This is a genomic window from Imperialibacter sp. EC-SDR9 (assembly GCF_902498805.1).
Lineage (GTDB): Bacteria > Bacteroidota > Bacteroidia > Cytophagales > Cyclobacteriaceae > Imperialibacter.
Genome location: NZ_LR701591.1, coordinates 100,411 through 115,019, shown reverse-complemented (window position 1 = coordinate 115,019; position 14,609 = coordinate 100,411). Strand labels below are relative to the sequence as shown.

The window sequence follows — 14,609 nt, the reverse complement described above, 5'->3', positions numbered from 1 at the left end:
TAGAAACTGTAAACGATGAACTCAAGAACATCTGTCAAGTCGAACATTCCAGACATAGGTCTTTCGAAAACTTCATCACCAACCTTATTTCAGGATTGATTGCCTACTCCTTCTTCCCCAAAAAGCCTGCAATCAAATATCAACCCGTCAAAACAAGCCAATTAGCCGCTTTTTAAAATCGAACTCAGGTTGATAAGCATTCTCCTTGGCGGAGTGGCTGGGTTTATCCTTTCGCTGTTTGCTGAGGGTGGCATCATAGCGAAAGTCGGGTTCAACTTGCTGGCCATCACCTGGCTGCTTACCTCCTGGTTGGCTTACAGCAGCATACGAAATCGAGACATTGAAGCCCACCGGCACTGGATGATCAGGAGCTATGCAGCCTGCTGTGCCGCTATTGCGCTCAGGATGATTTTACCCTTTGAGCTAGCAGTACTTCAAATGGACTTCAACACTGCCTATCAAATTGTGGCCTGGGCCTGCTGGGTACCGAATATGATATTGGCAGAGATGTATATCAGGAGTCAAAAGCAAGTGCAATTCGCCTGACGGGAACCGCAGCACCTGTTGATTAATCATCAAATCCCCTGCGGGAGCTAGAAGTGCATAGTATGGGAGAACTCCATAACTCTGCCACGGAGCGAAGGAAGGCAGTTGGTTGCTTATAAAAAAGCAAAAGGTCCAAGCCTATCCGACTGGAGAAGCCCGGCCTGGCGGGACGCATTGAACCAGTTTTGCTTTTTTATTTAGCCAAACAGTAACTTCTACCTGCCATATGGGACAGCCAGTTTGGCTCTGATGGAAAGCTCGACTCTGATGGAATCCCAGGAATTCCATTTTGATATTAGTAGGCCCTTACTGCCACTCCCCTCATGAAGTTGATGAAGGCCCGATTCACCACTCCGTTGCCGCCTGGAGTTGGATAGTCGCCTGTGAAATACCAGTCGCCTGAATGACCTGGAATAGCTTTATGCAGGTTGGGTACGGTCTGGTACAACACCTCTACTTCCGCCTTCAGCGTTTTTGGCTTTACTATCTCAGAAATCTTTTCAGAAATCTGATCGTCAGTAAACGGATCGTACAATTCTTTTACAAAGTTGGGAGCTTCCTTATTATCCGCATGCATCACGCATTTTTCGTACACCTCGTCCAGCAAATGCTCTTTGCTATAGTCTTCCAATAGCTTCAACACTGCCCTGAAAGCGATGAAGTCCTTCATCTTGCTCATGTCGATGCCATAACAATCTGGAAAACGGATTTGAGGGGCAGAAGACACCACCACAATTTTCTTTGGCTCCAGCCTGTCGAGCAAAGTCAAAATGCTTTTCTCAAGCGTGGTGCCTCTCACGATACTGTCGTCAATCACCACCAGCGTATCTACCTTTTTCTTTACCACCTCATAGGTAGTATCATAAACGTTCGCTACAAGATCATCACGGTGCTGGTCGTCGGTAATAAAAGTACGCAGCTTGGCATCTTTGATCACCAGCTTTTCCACCCTTGGCCTGAACGACAGAATTTCTTCCAGCTTCCTGGGGTCGGTGATCTTCTCTTTCAAAATCACTTTCTTCCTTTGCTTGATCAGGTATTTCTCCATACCCGCCATCAGCCCAAGAAATGCAGTTTCAGCGGTATTTGGGATATAACTGAAAACTGTGTTTTGCAAATCGTGGTCAATGGCCTTCAGTACCTGAGGCACCAGTAGCTCGCCCAGCATTTTTCTTTCCTGGTAAATATCAGGGTCGGAGCCCCGGCTAAAGTAGATGCGCTCGAAAGAGCATGACTTCTTCGGCAGTTTTTTGATAAACTTTTCTTCCCGGTAGCTTCCATCCTTCTCGATGATCAACGCACTGCCGGGTTCTATCTCCTTAATATCAGAATAGTTGACACCAAAAGCAGTTTTGATGGCAGGCTTCTCTGAGGCCACCACCACCACTTCGTCGTCGGCATAGTAGTAGGCGGGTCTGATACCCGCAGGATCCCGGGCCACAAACGCCGAGCCGTGCCCAATAAGGCCCGCCATGGCATAGCCACCGTCAAAGTCTTTGCATGAGCGCTTCAATACCCTTTTCAGGTCGAGCTTCTCTTCTATGATATCAGTAATTTCCTGGTTGCTGAAATCGTCTTTGTACTTATCAAAAAGCAGCTGGTTTTCTTCATCAAGGAAATGGCCCATTTTCTCCATTACCGTTACCGTGTCGGTCTTCTCCTTGGGGTGCTGCCCAAGCTCGATCAGCTTTTTAAAAAGCTCATCCACGTTGGTCATATTGAAATTTCCGGCCACCACCAGGTTGCGGCTTCTCCAGTTATTCTGGCGCAAAAATGGGTGACACTTTTCTATACTATTGACGCCGTGCGTGCCATACCTCAGGTGCCCCAGCCAAAGCTCACCGGTAAATCCATAGTTCTTTTTCAGCCATTCAGCATCGAAGTATTTCTCTCCGCCCTCTCTCTCGGCCTTCTTGTACTTCTTCATCACCTTGTCGAAAATCAGAGAAACAGCTTGATTTTCGATAGACCGGTATCGGCTGATATACCTGTAGCCGGGCTCAATATTTATTTTGATATTGGCTACCCCGGCACCATCCTGCCCTCTGTTGTGCTGCTTTTCCATCAGCAGATAGAGCTTGCTGGCTCCGTAGGCCGGCGACTGGTACTTATCAATATAATATTGAAGAGGTTTTCTGAGCCTGATGAGCGCTATACCGCACTCGTGTTTAATTTGATCACTCATAATTGGGTTACCGGGAAGGGTATTTGCTGAATTACTTGGATTAAACTGTCAGGCTTTAAAAAAAAGAACACCAGCATAAAAACAAGAAGGCAAGCCGTCATGATCTGGCCTGCCGTAAGTGTTTCCATTTCGGAAGTGTCTTTTTCCTCCACCTTCAAAAACATGAAGTAGGGTATCTTTAAGTAATAAAATAGTGCAACCACAGTGTTTCCTGCTGCTATCAGGAGAACAATTAACAACAAACTCCCCGAAGAAGTTTGCCATTCGTTCCAAAGTGATGAAAAAATGTAAAGCTTTCCGGTAAACCCAGCCAGCGGGGGAAAGCCCACCAGCGACATCATGGCGACCAGAAATGCGACGGCAAGGAAAGAATGTTTTTTACCAAGACCCTTGTAGTCATTGAAAGAGAACTTTTGCTCCCTTTCCATATGATCTACCAGATAAAAGGCCAAGTAATTCATAAAGAGATAAATGAAGATGTAAAAGTAAAAACTTGTTACCGCAAATCCATCATTTATAGCAATTGGTAATACTAAAAATCCTGCCTGAGCTATCGACGAGTACGCCAGCATCCGTCGCACGTTGCTCTGGTTCAATGCCGCCATATTGCCAAAAACAATAGAAACGCTGGCCATAAAAATCAAAAACTGACTGTAACTGCTAACCGCCGAAAAGCCTTCTGTGAGCCTTAGAAGCACAACCAGGCCGCCGATTTTAGGCACTACAGAAAAAATGGCCGCTACAGGCACTGGAGCGGTTTGGTAAATATCCGGCGTCCAAAGGTGCATGGGAAACAGAGCGATCTTGAAGAAAATGCCCATCAACAGGAGTACTATCGAAAACAAGGCCAGTGGTTCGCTGGCTTGTTGTAGCTGTGTGAAAAAAGCTTCTGTAGTAAATGCCAGTGACCCGGTGAGGCCATATAGCAAGGAGATGCCATACAACATCAGGCCGCTGGCGAATGCCCCAAACAACAAATACTTGATCCCTGCCTCAAAGTTGAGTTTTTTGAACCCAAACACCGTAAGAATATAACCGCTGATCGAGGTAAGTTCAAGCCCCAGGTATACTGAAAGCAATGTAGTGCTGCTCACCATGAGCATGCCACCCAATGCAAGCGAAAGAAGCATATAGTAGTATTCGGTCCGAAGCTGCAGGCCGGTTCCAAAAAGAAGGGTGAGCGCCAGGGCAAGAAGAATAATGGCTTTGGAAAACAATGCATGCCGGTCGGCTACCAGCTGCCCGGAAAATAGCAAGCCTCCATCAGGCATTTGCACCCACAAAGGCAAAATGAGCCACAGCGCTACGAATGCAAAAAGCATCGAAAGCACCAGCAACAATAACGGCCGCTTGCCCGATGTGATCAGGTCAACTATAAGAAGTAGTATTATTCCAGCACCGATTGCTAACTCAGGCCCCACCTGATTGAGGCTTCCCAGGGCTTCCAGCAACTGAAACGATAGGCCTTCCTTGTGCATAGTTAGCTGCCTTCTGAATTAAGTGACTGGATGATGGTATTTCCATTTTCGAAAACCAGCTCTTTTAGCTGGTTAATGCTTCCGTTCATTAAGTCGAGAAGGAAATGAGGAAAAATACCAAGCAAAAGCACGATAAAAATCAATGGTATGAACATCAGCCACTCCCGGTTGGTAAGTTCGGTCAGCATATCCTTCCAGGCCACCTCCCTAAGCGCTAACCTGCCGTAGAACATGCGCTGTAGCGTCCAGAGGTAGTAAGCAGCGGAAAGCACCAGGCCAAAGGTGGCCAGCACGGCCATCCATTGTGGCACCTGACCATTGATGGACGAGGACTGAAAAGCACCAAGGAAAACCAGCAGTTCACCAATAAAACCAGAAAGGCCAGGTAGGCCCAGAGAAGCAAAGAAGAAGAAGACCGTAACAGCTGTAAAATAGGGCATTTTCTCTGCCAGGCCGCTGTAGTTCTCTATCATTCTGTCGTGCGTACGGTCGTAGAGCACTCCAGCAATCAGGAAGAGTGCCGCTGAAATGAACCCGTGGCTCACCATTTGAAATACAGCACCAGCATATCCTTCAGTGGTACCGGCGGCGATCCCCAGCAGCACGAAACCCATATGGGAAACAGAAGAGTAAGCGATCAACTTTTTTAAATCGGACTGGGCCATGGCATTGAATCCCCCGTAGATAATGGCTATCACCCCTAAGAAACCTACCCACCAGGAGTAGTCCAGCGCCGCTTCCGGAAAAATGGGATAGGCTGTCCTCAATAACCCATAGCCTCCAATCTTCAGCAAGATGCCCGCCAGCACAACCGACACAGGCGTAGGTGCTTCCACGTGGGCATCAGGTAACCACGTGTGAAAAGGAACGGCTGGTAGCTTGATAATGAAGCCAACGAAAAGGAATAAAAACGCCAGCGATCGAATAGATACGCCTCCCCACTCCTTGAGGTAGCTTGGATCCAAAATGCTTCCTGCAATAAAGTTGGCGGGGTCGCTCATGTGCAGAAGATTGAAAGTCCTGACCAGCCTGCCATCAGCTAATATCTCGGTTGGATCAGACACCGAGATATAAAGGCCTATCATGGCGACCAGGATCAGCACTGAGCCAACCAGCGTATATAAAAAGAATTTTATCGACGCATATTCTCTCCTGATACCTCCCCAAATACCGATAAGGAAGTACATGGGCAAGAGCATAAATTCGAAGAAAATGTAGAAGAGAAAAAAGTCGAGGGCCACAAAGCAACCAATAATGGAACTGCTCAACAGCAGGTACAAGGCAAAATAGCCTTTCTCCTGTTTGGTGATCGACCACGAGCTGATCATGCCTATTACCAAAATGAGTGTGGACATCCACAGCAGCGGCACACTCAGTCCATCAACGCCGAGCAGGTAGTCGATAGACAACACGCCCCAGCTTCCCAAGTCCATAGTGATCCAATCTGCTTTTTCCACAAATTGAAAGCTTTCAATGGAATAGCTTCCGCTGCTTTCTGGAGATTGGTAAAACTGAAACAGCAGGATACTGCTGCCTGCCAGCTGCAATAGCACCGCTCCCAATGATATCCATCGAATGGCAGTGGCTTGCCTGTCTTTCATCAGTAACACTATCAGCGCTCCTGCAACAGGTGTCCATATAATTAGCGATAACAGATAGTTCATCATTGGCTTACTTAATCAAGATCCAGGTAACGACCAACAAGGTGAAAAATAATGACCACGCAATGTATTTCTGCACAGCTCCTCCCTGGAAAGATCGTGCAATGTTACCAAAAAATTCAGTGATTCGAACCGTTAGCAGTACCAGGCCATCCACCACTTTCTTATCAAACCACCCTACTACTACCGAGGCTACCACCATCAAAACACCTGTCAAATTGATCAGGGGATCTATCACTCGCCGATCAGCCCAGGATGACGCTTTCGTTAGTTGGTTGAAAGAATAGACAACCGTTTGATCATACAGCTCGTTGAGGTACCAATTATTAAAAGACAACTCACTCCAAAAACCAGGCTTCGTTGTCGTTTCTTCAAGTTCTGCAATAGTCTGATGTTCATCTTCGTCGTACATCACGTACCCCAGGCCGACGCCCGTGAGAGAAGCCAATATCGAAATAATAGCTATTGTCTTATGCGGAATCTCGTTGGTAGTCTCAAGATAAAGGCCAGAAATGGTGGAACGGCCAGTGGCTACCAGATCCATCAGCCAACTGCCTTGTCCGAAGGGGTTCCAGTTGAACCAAATCCAAAGACTGCCTCCCGCCAATACCATTAAAGGAATGGTGATCAGTTTGCCATTTTCTGTCAGGCCGCTCTTCTCGCCCAATCCTGGTGTTTTATTGCTTCCGAAAAAAACCAGCATGACCAGCCGACTCATATAAAAGGCCGTTAGGAACGCACTGAACAGCGCAAGTATTGGCACCAACCATCTTACCCCACCCTCGGCTGAGGCCCATGAAAAGGCTTTTGTAATAATCGCATCCTTTGACAGAAAACCTGAGAACATAGGAATGCCCGAAATGGCCAATGCGAGTAAAAGGAAAACCAGAAAGGTGGTAGGCATATATTTTTTGATGCCCCCCATCAGCCGCATGTCCTGCGCATCGAAGTGGGCGTGGGTTTCATGAGCAAAACGGTGCATAGCATGGATAATACTGCCTGCGGCGAGAAAAAGTCCTGCCTTGAATGCTGCATGAGTGGCCAAATGGAAGAGGCCTTCCTCTCTCCCACCAACCCCGAGCGCCAGCACCATGAACCCTAGTTGTGAGATGGTGGAGAAAGCCAGTACCTTCTTGATGTCATATTGAGAAATGGCTGCCACAGCACCCATCACAGCAGTGATGGCACCAATAAAAGCCACTATAAACAGAGCAGGTGGTGTAAAGAGGAAAAATACCCTTGCGACAAAGTAAATCCCCGCCGCCACCATGGTAGCAGCGTGAATGAGAGCAGATACTGGTGTGGGGCCTTCCATAGCGTCTGGCAGCCACACCTGCAAAGGAAACTGTGCAGACTTGCCTACCGCCCCACCTAAGAGGCAAATGGAAATTACCGTGAACATAAACGGTGACGAGGTTATCAACTCACCATTCCTTTCAAAATTAAAGACCTCTCCTTTCCATTGCACCGCATCCACCATCGTCTGTAGCTCACTGATGCTTAGTGTTCTAAAAATGGCATAGATCAAACAGATACCTATCAGAAAACCAAGATCGCCTACCCGGTTGACAAGAAAAGCCTTAAAGGAAGCAAGGGCGGCCGACTCCTTTTTGTACCAAAACCCAATGAGGAAGTATGAAGAAGTGCCCACCAACTCCCAAAAACAAAAAATCAATAGTAAACTGTCGGACAACACTATACCCAGCATGGAAAAGGTAAACAAACCGAGACAGGCGAAATAGCGGTTTTTCCCCGGGTCATCCTTCATGTATTCCAGCGAGTACACATGCACGAGCAAAGACACCGTGTTGACAATGACCAGCAAGAGCTGTGTAATACCTGAAAGAGCCAGTGAAAACGAGAATTCGGTAGTCCCCACCTTCCACCATGAAAGAGAGAGCAACGACTCGGGAACACCAAAGTTGATGCCGAAAATAAGCCACGACAAAAGGGTGCTAACCGCCAGGAGTGAAGTGGAAAATTTTCCCAGGCCACTCTTTCTTTTTCGCCACAACACCAGCCCTATTACAAATGACAGCAAAGGTAGCAGCCACAAGACAGCTATGGCACTCCAAATCCATATGTTGGTAGGTTGCTGTTCCATCTATTCTTCCACCAGGCTGCTTATTTCGTCGAGATTAGTCGTATGATATGTTCTGTAAAGCTTCAATATAATTGCCAGCGCCAACGCCGTTTCGGCAGCGGCAATAGTAATCACCACGAGGGCAAAAAACTGACCATCGAGCCTTTCAGGGTACAAGGCGTTGAAATAGACAAAGTTGATATTGGCAGAATTGAACACAAGTTCCACTCCTATCAGTACGGCAATCACATTCTGTCGGGTGAGCACCAGGGCCACACCAGCCGAGAAAACGAAGGCGGATAGTAAAATGTAAATAGAGTTACCCATGTCCCTCCCCTTTGAACCGTGCGATTGTGGCGGCACCCACCAGCGCCACAAGCAGTAATACTCCTACAATTTCGAACAGAATGAAATAATCTGTGAGGATGGCCATTCCCAGGCGCTGTATGGCATGAGGTGCCGCAACGATTTCCGTAGTTTGAAACCCTTGTGTAAGGTACACGATACTAGCGAAAAGTGCTACAGAAAATAATACCCCCAACACTGTTCGGTTAAGCTGAGTTAGTATCGGCTGACCAGCTACCCTATTGGTGAGCATGATACCGAAAACAAGTAGAATCAATACACCCCCGATGTAAATCATAAGCTGCGTGACTGCCACGAAATCGGCCTGTGCCAAAACAAACAATCCTGCCACGCCCAAAAACGTCAGCACCAAAAGAAAGGCCGCATAAAGCAGGTTTCTGGTGACAAGGATTCCCAGCACAGAAAGCACTACGAGTGCCGCAAAAATATAGTGAATAATACCAATGTCCATCAGTCGTCTTTTTTCGGTTTCATGATGGGCTTGGGCCTGAACACAGGTTTTTTAGCTTCCTCCGGTTTTTTCTCTTCCTCGCCCTCCTGAGGCTCAGGTTTCTTCATCACAGGTTTCATGACAGGCATTTTGGGCTTCATTACCGGTTTCTTGGCTGCATTCGGCGACGACTCCCCACCGGTGTCAGCCTTTGGTGTCGCCTTTTCTTCCTCCTCAGCACTCTTTGGTGTTACGGGTTTCATCACCGGCATCTTCGGTCGGAAAACTGGTTTTTTTTGAGCTTCTGAAGCAGTTTGAGATACCTCTTCGCCGGCGTCGGGCTCTTTTTTGGGCATCTGCGGCTTTATCGCCGGCATTTTTGGTCTGAACACCGGCTTGGCTGAAGCGGCTGCTCCTGATGTTTCGGCAGTGCTGGCCTCTTTCGGCTGTCCCTGCTGCTTGGCTAGCTGCATTTCCTCAAAGGCCTTTTTCTTCTCGAGAATCTCCAACGGTGTCATTTCCGCAAAAGCAAAATTATGCTCCTTTACAGAAAAAGTACTGAAATCATACTCGCTGGTCATGGTGAGGCACTCCGTGGGGCATACTGTGGTGCAGAGTCCGCAGAAGCAACACTTGGCCATGTCGATATCGAACTTAGCAGCGTAAATGCGTTTGGAGGTGCCGTCCGAAGTCTTTCCTATTTCCTCCACTGCCCGCACTGGTTCTATGTCTATGCAATTGACCGGGCAAATCTTGGCACACTTGTCACACACAATACAGTCATCAATTTCATTGTGGAGCTTGTATCTTCCATTATCGGGCACGGGCAGCTTTTCCTTTGGGTACTGCAGGGTCACCAGTCCTTCTCCCTCCCTGAAATAATTGTCTTTAGCCACGGAGCCCAAAGCCCACTTTCCCGTCGATTTTTTCAGATGTCGGATAGAAAGTTGCAACCCTTCCAGCAAGGTCTGGGTGCTGGTTTTTATATCCGACCAATAAGTAGTTTTTTCGTCTCTCATGCGATCATCCATAATCTCCAGATTCCACATAACAAAAGCAAGAGGATAGATGCCGGGGTGAGGTATTTCCAGCTCAGGTTCATGAGTTGGTCGATACGCAAACGGGGGTAGGTCCACCTGATCCACATGTGCATAAACATGCCAATAAGGGCTTTCGACAATAGCCAAAACACTCCCCAAATATAGCTCATGAAGGAGCCTGGAGCCCCTGTTGTCCAGTCTGCCAGCTTCACCACGCCCATATTGGGTAGTGGCGTATTCCATGCCCCAAAGAACAAAATAGCTGCCAGCATACTCACCAGCATCATCATGCCATATTCCGCCAGCATAAAAAAGGCCCACCTGAATCCCGAATATTCTGTGTGGTAACCAGCGATCAATTCTGATTCTGCTTCCGGCAGGTCAAAAGGTGCCCGATTGCATTCTGCCAGCGAGGCAATAAAGAAAATGACAAATACCGGTATGAGCAACGGTGCCTGCACAATGTTCCAGGCAAAAACACCTCCCCATTGGCTTACATCCATAGACTTCACCACACCGAACAAATAGACTGCGTTGGGTGACTGAAGCCCTTGTGATAATGAGATTTCCTGCAAATCGAGTGACTGTGTGATCATGACAACACACAGGACTGAGAGGCCCAGCGGCACTTCATAGGAAATAATTTGAGCGACCGACCGAAGTGCTCCAAACAAAGAAAACTTGCTGTTGGACCCCCATCCGGCCATCAAAATACCAAGAACGTCGAGAGAAATGATAGCCAGCAGATAGAAAACGCCAATTTCAAGGCCTGCTCCATCCCAGGCTCCACTTAGTGGTATCACAGCAAAGCCAGAAAATACAGCGGTAAATATGATGACAGGGGCCAGCTTGAAAAGCTTCCAGTCGGCGGCGGCTGGCACTATATCCTCTTTTTGGATGAGCTTAACGATGTCGGCCGTGGTTTGTAGAATGCCGAACTTCCCGGTTTCCATGGGCCCCATTCTGTCCTGAATAAAGGCAGAAATCTTCCGTTCCGCATAAATGCCGAGCACAGCGTTGGTGAGAATGAGCGGTAAAAAGAAGAGAAAAGTGGTCATAGGGTGCTGGTTTCTCCGGTTATGCGAATATAAGATGAAGAGATGAGTAATCCTTATGAATCAAAGATGGGTTGGCTAAATCTGTAGTCTTGGCACATGTTCGGACTGCGTAGCTGTTTTATGATGAAAACGATATCCTTTTGGTGTCTCTCGAAGAGGACGCTGAAAGGGTTGGCTGGCGTTAGTGACTTTTTATTAACCCCCCTCAATGTTCCCGCCGGAGACCTCAAAGGGGACTCTCTTCTATACAAACTTATCATGAAAACGATATCCTTTTGGTGTCTCTCGAAGAGGACACTGAAAGGGTTGGCTAGCGTTAGTGACTTTTGGAACAGACTCTCAGGAAAGATTGAAGTGATGTCGCCAACTCCCTCNCTCTCGAAGAGGACGCTGAAAGGGTTGGCTGGCGTTAGTGACTTTTTATTAACCCCCCTCAATGTTCCCGCCGGAGACCTCAAAGGGGACTCTCTTCTATACAAACTTATCATGAAAACGATATCCTTTTGGTGTCTCTCGAAGAGGACACTGAAAGGGTTGGCTAGCGTTAGTGACTTTTGGAACAGACTCTCAGGAAAGATTGAAGTGATGTCGCCAACTCCCTCAGGGTCCCGGGACGGAGACCCCAAGGGGATTCTTTTCCAAATAAGCTTATCGTGAAAACAATATCCTTTTGGTGTCTCTCGAAGAGGACACTGAAAGGGTTGGCTAGCGTTAGTGACTTTTGGAACAGATTCTCAGGAAAGATTGAAGTGATGTCGCCAACTCCCTCAGGGTCCCTGCGGAGACCCCAAAGGGAAGCTTTTCCAAAGAAACTTATAATGAAAACGATATCCTTTACTAACTCCCTCAGGGTCCCTGACGGAGACCCCAAGGGGATTGCGCTACCCAGAGAACCTGGAGGAGACCCCAAGGCTCCTACTGGTTGTGCTAACTCCCTCACGGCACCTGGCGGAGACCACAAGGGGATGCTTTTTCCCAAACAAGCCTATGATGAAAACGATAGCCTTTTGGTGTCTCTCAAAGAGGACACTGAAAGGGTTGGTTAGCGTTAGTGACTTTTGGAACAGACTCTCAGGAAAGATTGAAGTGATGTCGCCAACTCCCTCAGGGTCCCTGCGGAGACCCCAAGGGGATTCTTTTCCAAATAAGCTTATCGTGAAAACGATAGCCTTTCGGTGTCTCTCGAAGAGGACACTGAAAGGGTTGAGTGGCAATGAAATCACTGCCAAGAACTCAAATGAATTCCCGGTAGTGCCTTATGTGAGAATTATTCTCCCCTAATTCATAAAAACTCGCACTGGAATACGGATAGAGTACCCAATCGTCCACCAACTTCCATTTCCCTTTAACAGGGTTCTTATGAATGTAATCTAACTTAGTCTCAACCATTTCTCTATTGAAACAAAGTTTACCATCAAACGAGGGTATGAACACCACATGTTTACTGCCTCGCACCATCTCCCTTTTAGAACGACCACTTTCCAGCTTAATCAACAGATCATCCGAATTTTGCTCCTTCAGCTTCTTAATAATTTCGTAAGCAAGAAAACGCTTTCCATTTGCAACAAGTTGATTGATGGTCTTTTCCGAATTCTCATCAACATATATCAATCCATGAAAGTGATTTGGCATGATAACATATCCTAGTAGACAAGCCTTTTGACTTACCAGATACTCAAACCACTTATTGAAGTGCATATAACAGGATGTCTCATGGATCAATGGCAACCACTGAAAGCATGTGAATGTGACGAAATATATCGCATTGCTGTCCGGAAGTGTTCGATGGATCGACATTAGCTCAAAATAAGTGTTTTTAAAACAATGAGCAAGTGGAGAAAAAAAGCAAAAACGACTCCCTCAGTATCCCTGACGGAGACCCCAAAGAGAAGCTTTTCCAAACAAACTTATCATGAAAACGATATCCTTTTGGTGTCTCTCGAAGAGGACACTGAAAGGGTTGGCTAGCGTTAGTGACTTTTGGAACAGACTCTCAGGAAAGATTGAAGTGATGTCGCCAACTCCCTCAGGGTCCCGGGACGGAGACCCCAAGGGGATTCTTTTCCAAATAAGCTTATCGTGAAAACAATATCCTTTTGGGATCTCTCGAAGAGGACAAATCTGTAGTCTTGGCACATGTTTGGACTGCGCAGCTGATTTATCATGAAAACGACAGCCTTTTGGTGTCTCTCGCAGAGGGCACTGAAAGCGTTGGATAAACTGTGGTTGTGCCGACTCCCTCAGGGTCCCTGGCGGAGACCCCAAGGGGATGCTTTTCTAAACAAGCTTATCATGAAAACGATAGCCTTTTGGTGTCTCTCGAAGAGGACACTGAAAGGGTTGGATCAAACATGGTCGTGCTAACTCCCTCAGGGTCCCGGGACGGAGACCCCAAGGGGATTCTTTTCCAAATAAGCTTATCGTGAAAACGATAGCCTTTTGGTGTCTCTCGAAGAGGACAAATCTGTAGTCTTGGCACATGTTTGGACTGCGCAGCTGATTTATCATGAAAACGACAGCCTTTTGGTGTCTCTCGAAGAGGACACTGAAAGGGTTGGGTTGGACAGAATATCAGGGTCTATGGCGGAGACCCCAAAGGCTCCTACTCCCAGAGATCAAACTTTTCCAACCTCACCTCCTCACCGAAGAACAGTCGGGTGGTTCCCTCAAAAGAAGCTGTGTAGTCCGACACAAAGAACTGGTTTTCCTGAGTCCGGCTAGCCGCCTTCAGATTATGAAGCTCCAAAAACCCCTTCAAAGCCCTGGCAACTGTCACCGAAGAATCGATTACCTGCACTTTTCCATTATAGTAGGCTTCCACCTCCTTTTTAATCAATGGATAGTGCGTGCAACCTAAAATCAACGCCGATATGTCGGACAGCATTGCCGACGATAGATACTGCTCAATGATGTCATGACTGATGCGGTTGTGCAGAAAGCCTTCTTCTATCATGGGAACGAGCAACGGCGTTGCCAGCGCTTTGCACTGATTTTTATTGCCCAGGCTTTCAATCTTTTGCTGGTACACGTCACTTTGTACGGTAGCCTTAGTCCCTATCAGACCAATGGATGCATCAACGTAGGTTTCCCGCACGTAGTCTACCACCGGGTCGATCACGTTAAATACCTGGGCTTTTTTGCCAGCATACTCTTTCACCAGGTCGTAGGCTGCAGCACTGGCTGAGTTGCAGGCAATCAGAATAAGCTTACACCCCCGCTGAATGAGGAAATCGGTAATGCGAACACTATAGGCCTGAATAGCCGCCACAGACTTCTCGCCATAAGGGAGGTGGGCTGTGTCGCCGAAGTAAATGAGCTGCTCGTCAGGCAGTAGGTCTTTAACGGCACGGGCAACGGTAAGGCCTCCTATGCCGCTGTCGAAGATACCAATGGGTGAAGATGAGCGCATGATGCAATTTTGACGCAATATGGGTTTTCTCGGGATGAGTTCATTGAGGAATAGAGAAGAATTTGAGGAGGTTGGGGACTGAAGCGTTGAGGAGGCTGAAGGGGTTGAACAGGTTTATTCCACCAAAGCCGCAGACATGGAGCAAACAAACTTTGCGGCCGGCGCCAGCAGGCCTTCGACTTTGCGAGAGACAAAAAGAAGAAACTCCAACCACCACAGAGAGAGGGAGAGCCACAGAGAAAGAGTCCCGTAGGGACGGAATGTGGGTAACACCAACGGTGGCAACCTGCAACAAGGCTAAAAGTGCCGTAGGTACGACATATAAAAACAACAATACAACCGTGGAGCCACTA

15 protein-coding genes are annotated in these 14,609 nt (G+C 47.4%); 5 read left to right on the top strand and 10 right to left on the bottom strand.

Translation table 11 applies throughout. The features are described 5' to 3' along the window. A partial coding sequence (locus GC130_RS17905) for a transposase (RefSeq protein WP_304599205.1) occupies nt 1–176 on the top strand: 176 nt, incomplete at its 5' end. 13 nt (nt 177–189) lie between these two features. Then, nucleotides 190–546, top strand: a complete 357-nt coding sequence (locus tag GC130_RS17900; RefSeq protein ID WP_193217900.1) for a DUF2306 domain-containing protein — start codon at nt 190–192, stop codon at nt 544–546. Nucleotides 547–841: 295 nt separating this feature from the next. Here GC130_RS17900 and GC130_RS17895 read toward each other — a convergent pair whose 3' ends face one another. Genes GC130_RS17895 through GC130_RS17860 form a run of 8 tightly spaced genes read right to left on the bottom strand, consistent with a single transcriptional unit; the run spans nt 842 to nt 10,847 of the window. After that, nucleotides 842–2,731, bottom strand: a complete 1,890-nt coding sequence (locus tag GC130_RS17895) for an amidophosphoribosyltransferase (RefSeq protein ID WP_151999713.1) — start codon at nt 2,729–2,731, stop codon at nt 842–844. Further along, nucleotides 2,728–4,209, bottom strand: coding sequence for an NADH-quinone oxidoreductase subunit N (locus GC130_RS17890; protein ID WP_151999712.1), 1,482 nt, complete (start codon nt 4,207–4,209; stop codon nt 2,728–2,730). The genes GC130_RS17895 and GC130_RS17890 overlap by 4 nt, the downstream gene beginning before the upstream one ends. Nucleotides 4,210–4,211: 2 nt before the next feature. Further along, nucleotides 4,212–5,876 (bottom strand): NuoM family protein, encoded by a 1,665-nt coding sequence (locus GC130_RS17885; RefSeq protein ID WP_151999711.1) that lies wholly within the window; start codon nt 5,874–5,876, stop codon nt 4,212–4,214. A gap of 4 nt (nt 5,877–5,880) precedes the next feature. Further along, entirely contained in the window at nt 5,881–7,974 is a 2,094-nt protein-coding gene (nuoL, locus tag GC130_RS17880) for an NADH-quinone oxidoreductase subunit L (protein WP_151999710.1), read from the bottom strand. Next, nucleotides 7,975–8,280 (bottom strand): NADH-quinone oxidoreductase subunit NuoK, encoded by a 306-nt coding sequence (nuoK, locus tag GC130_RS17875; protein WP_151999709.1) that lies wholly within the window; start codon nt 8,278–8,280, stop codon nt 7,975–7,977. Next, nucleotides 8,273–8,770: an NADH-quinone oxidoreductase subunit J gene (locus tag GC130_RS17870; protein WP_151999708.1), complete on the bottom strand. Its 498-nt coding sequence runs from the start codon at nt 8,768–8,770 to the stop codon at nt 8,273–8,275. The genes nuoK and GC130_RS17870 overlap by 8 nt, the downstream gene beginning before the upstream one ends. Then, nucleotides 8,770–9,780 (bottom strand): 4Fe-4S dicluster domain-containing protein, encoded by a 1,011-nt coding sequence (locus GC130_RS17865; protein ID WP_226940539.1) that lies wholly within the window; start codon nt 9,778–9,780, stop codon nt 8,770–8,772. Before GC130_RS17865 ends, GC130_RS17870 begins: the two co-directional genes overlap by 1 nt. Beyond that, nucleotides 9,765–10,847: a complex I subunit 1 family protein gene (locus GC130_RS17860; RefSeq protein WP_151999707.1), complete on the bottom strand. Its 1,083-nt coding sequence runs from the start codon at nt 10,845–10,847 to the stop codon at nt 9,765–9,767. The genes GC130_RS17865 and GC130_RS17860 overlap by 16 nt, the downstream gene beginning before the upstream one ends. A gap of 375 nt (nt 10,848–11,222) precedes the next feature. Here GC130_RS17860 and GC130_RS17855 point away from each other — a divergent pair. Continuing rightward, nucleotides 11,223–11,504, top strand: a 282-nt coding sequence (locus GC130_RS17855; protein WP_226940538.1) for a hypothetical protein, incomplete at its 5' end; no start/stop codon positions are given. Between the two features lie 161 nt (nt 11,505–11,665). Continuing rightward, the gene (locus GC130_RS17850) at nt 11,666–11,893 is read left to right on the top strand and encodes a hypothetical protein (RefSeq protein ID WP_151999705.1); all 228 of its coding nucleotides are present in this window, start codon (nt 11,666–11,668) and stop codon (nt 11,891–11,893) included. A gap of 187 nt (nt 11,894–12,080) precedes the next feature. Here GC130_RS17850 and GC130_RS17845 read toward each other — a convergent pair whose 3' ends face one another. Beyond that, a complete protein-coding gene (locus GC130_RS17845) occupies nt 12,081–12,479 on the bottom strand; it encodes a hypothetical protein (RefSeq protein ID WP_151999704.1) in 399 nt (132 codons plus the stop codon). 280 nt (nt 12,480–12,759) lie between these two features. Here GC130_RS17845 and GC130_RS28640 point away from each other — a divergent pair, with 280 nt between their 5' ends. Then, nucleotides 12,760–12,930 carry a hypothetical protein gene (locus GC130_RS28640; protein ID WP_193217899.1) on the top strand — a complete coding sequence of 57 codons (171 nt, stop codon included), beginning with the start codon at nt 12,760–12,762 and terminating at the stop codon, nt 12,928–12,930. Nucleotides 12,931–13,449: 519 nt separating this feature from the next. On the opposite strand, the gene murI is transcribed toward GC130_RS28640, so the two are convergent. Beyond that, nucleotides 13,450–14,256, bottom strand: coding sequence for a glutamate racemase (gene murI / locus GC130_RS17840; RefSeq protein WP_151999703.1), 807 nt, complete (start codon nt 14,254–14,256; stop codon nt 13,450–13,452). Between the last annotated feature and the right edge of the window lie 353 nt (nt 14,257–14,609).

Bases quoted from the DNA above. Each gene is read 5' to 3' on its own strand.
- GC130_RS28640 (WP_193217899.1), top strand. From the start codon at position 12,760: ATGAAAACGATATCCTTTTGGTGTCTCTCGAAGAGGACACTGAAAGGG.
- GC130_RS17865 (WP_226940539.1), bottom strand. From the start codon at position 9,780: ATGGATGATCGCATGAGAGACGAAAAAACTACTTATTGGTCGGATATA.
- GC130_RS17850 (WP_151999705.1), top strand. From the start codon at position 11,666: ATGAAAACGATATCCTTTACTAACTCCCTCAGGGTCCCTGACGGAGAC.
- GC130_RS17885 (WP_151999711.1), bottom strand. From the start codon at position 5,876: ATGATGAACTATCTGTTATCGCTAATTATATGGACACCTGTTGCAGGA.
- nuoK (WP_151999709.1), bottom strand. From the start codon at position 8,280: ATGGGTAACTCTATTTACATTTTACTATCCGCCTTCGTTTTCTCGGCT.
- GC130_RS17860 (WP_151999707.1), bottom strand. From the start codon at position 10,847: ATGACCACTTTTCTCTTCTTTTTACCGCTCATTCTCACCAACGCTGTG.
- GC130_RS17895 (WP_151999713.1), bottom strand. From the start codon at position 2,731: ATGAGTGATCAAATTAAACACGAGTGCGGTATAGCGCTCATCAGGCTC.
- GC130_RS17870 (WP_151999708.1), bottom strand. From the start codon at position 8,770: ATGGACATTGGTATTATTCACTATATTTTTGCGGCACTCGTAGTGCTT.
- murI (WP_151999703.1), bottom strand. From the start codon at position 14,256: ATGCGCTCATCTTCACCCATTGGTATCTTCGACAGCGGCATAGGAGGC.
- nuoL (WP_151999710.1), bottom strand. From the start codon at position 7,974: ATGGAACAGCAACCTACCAACATATGGATTTGGAGTGCCATAGCTGTC.
- GC130_RS17845 (WP_151999704.1), bottom strand. From the start codon at position 12,479: ATGCCAAATCACTTTCATGGATTGATATATGTTGATGAGAATTCGGAA.
- GC130_RS17890 (WP_151999712.1), bottom strand. From the start codon at position 4,209: ATGCACAAGGAAGGCCTATCGTTTCAGTTGCTGGAAGCCCTGGGAAGC.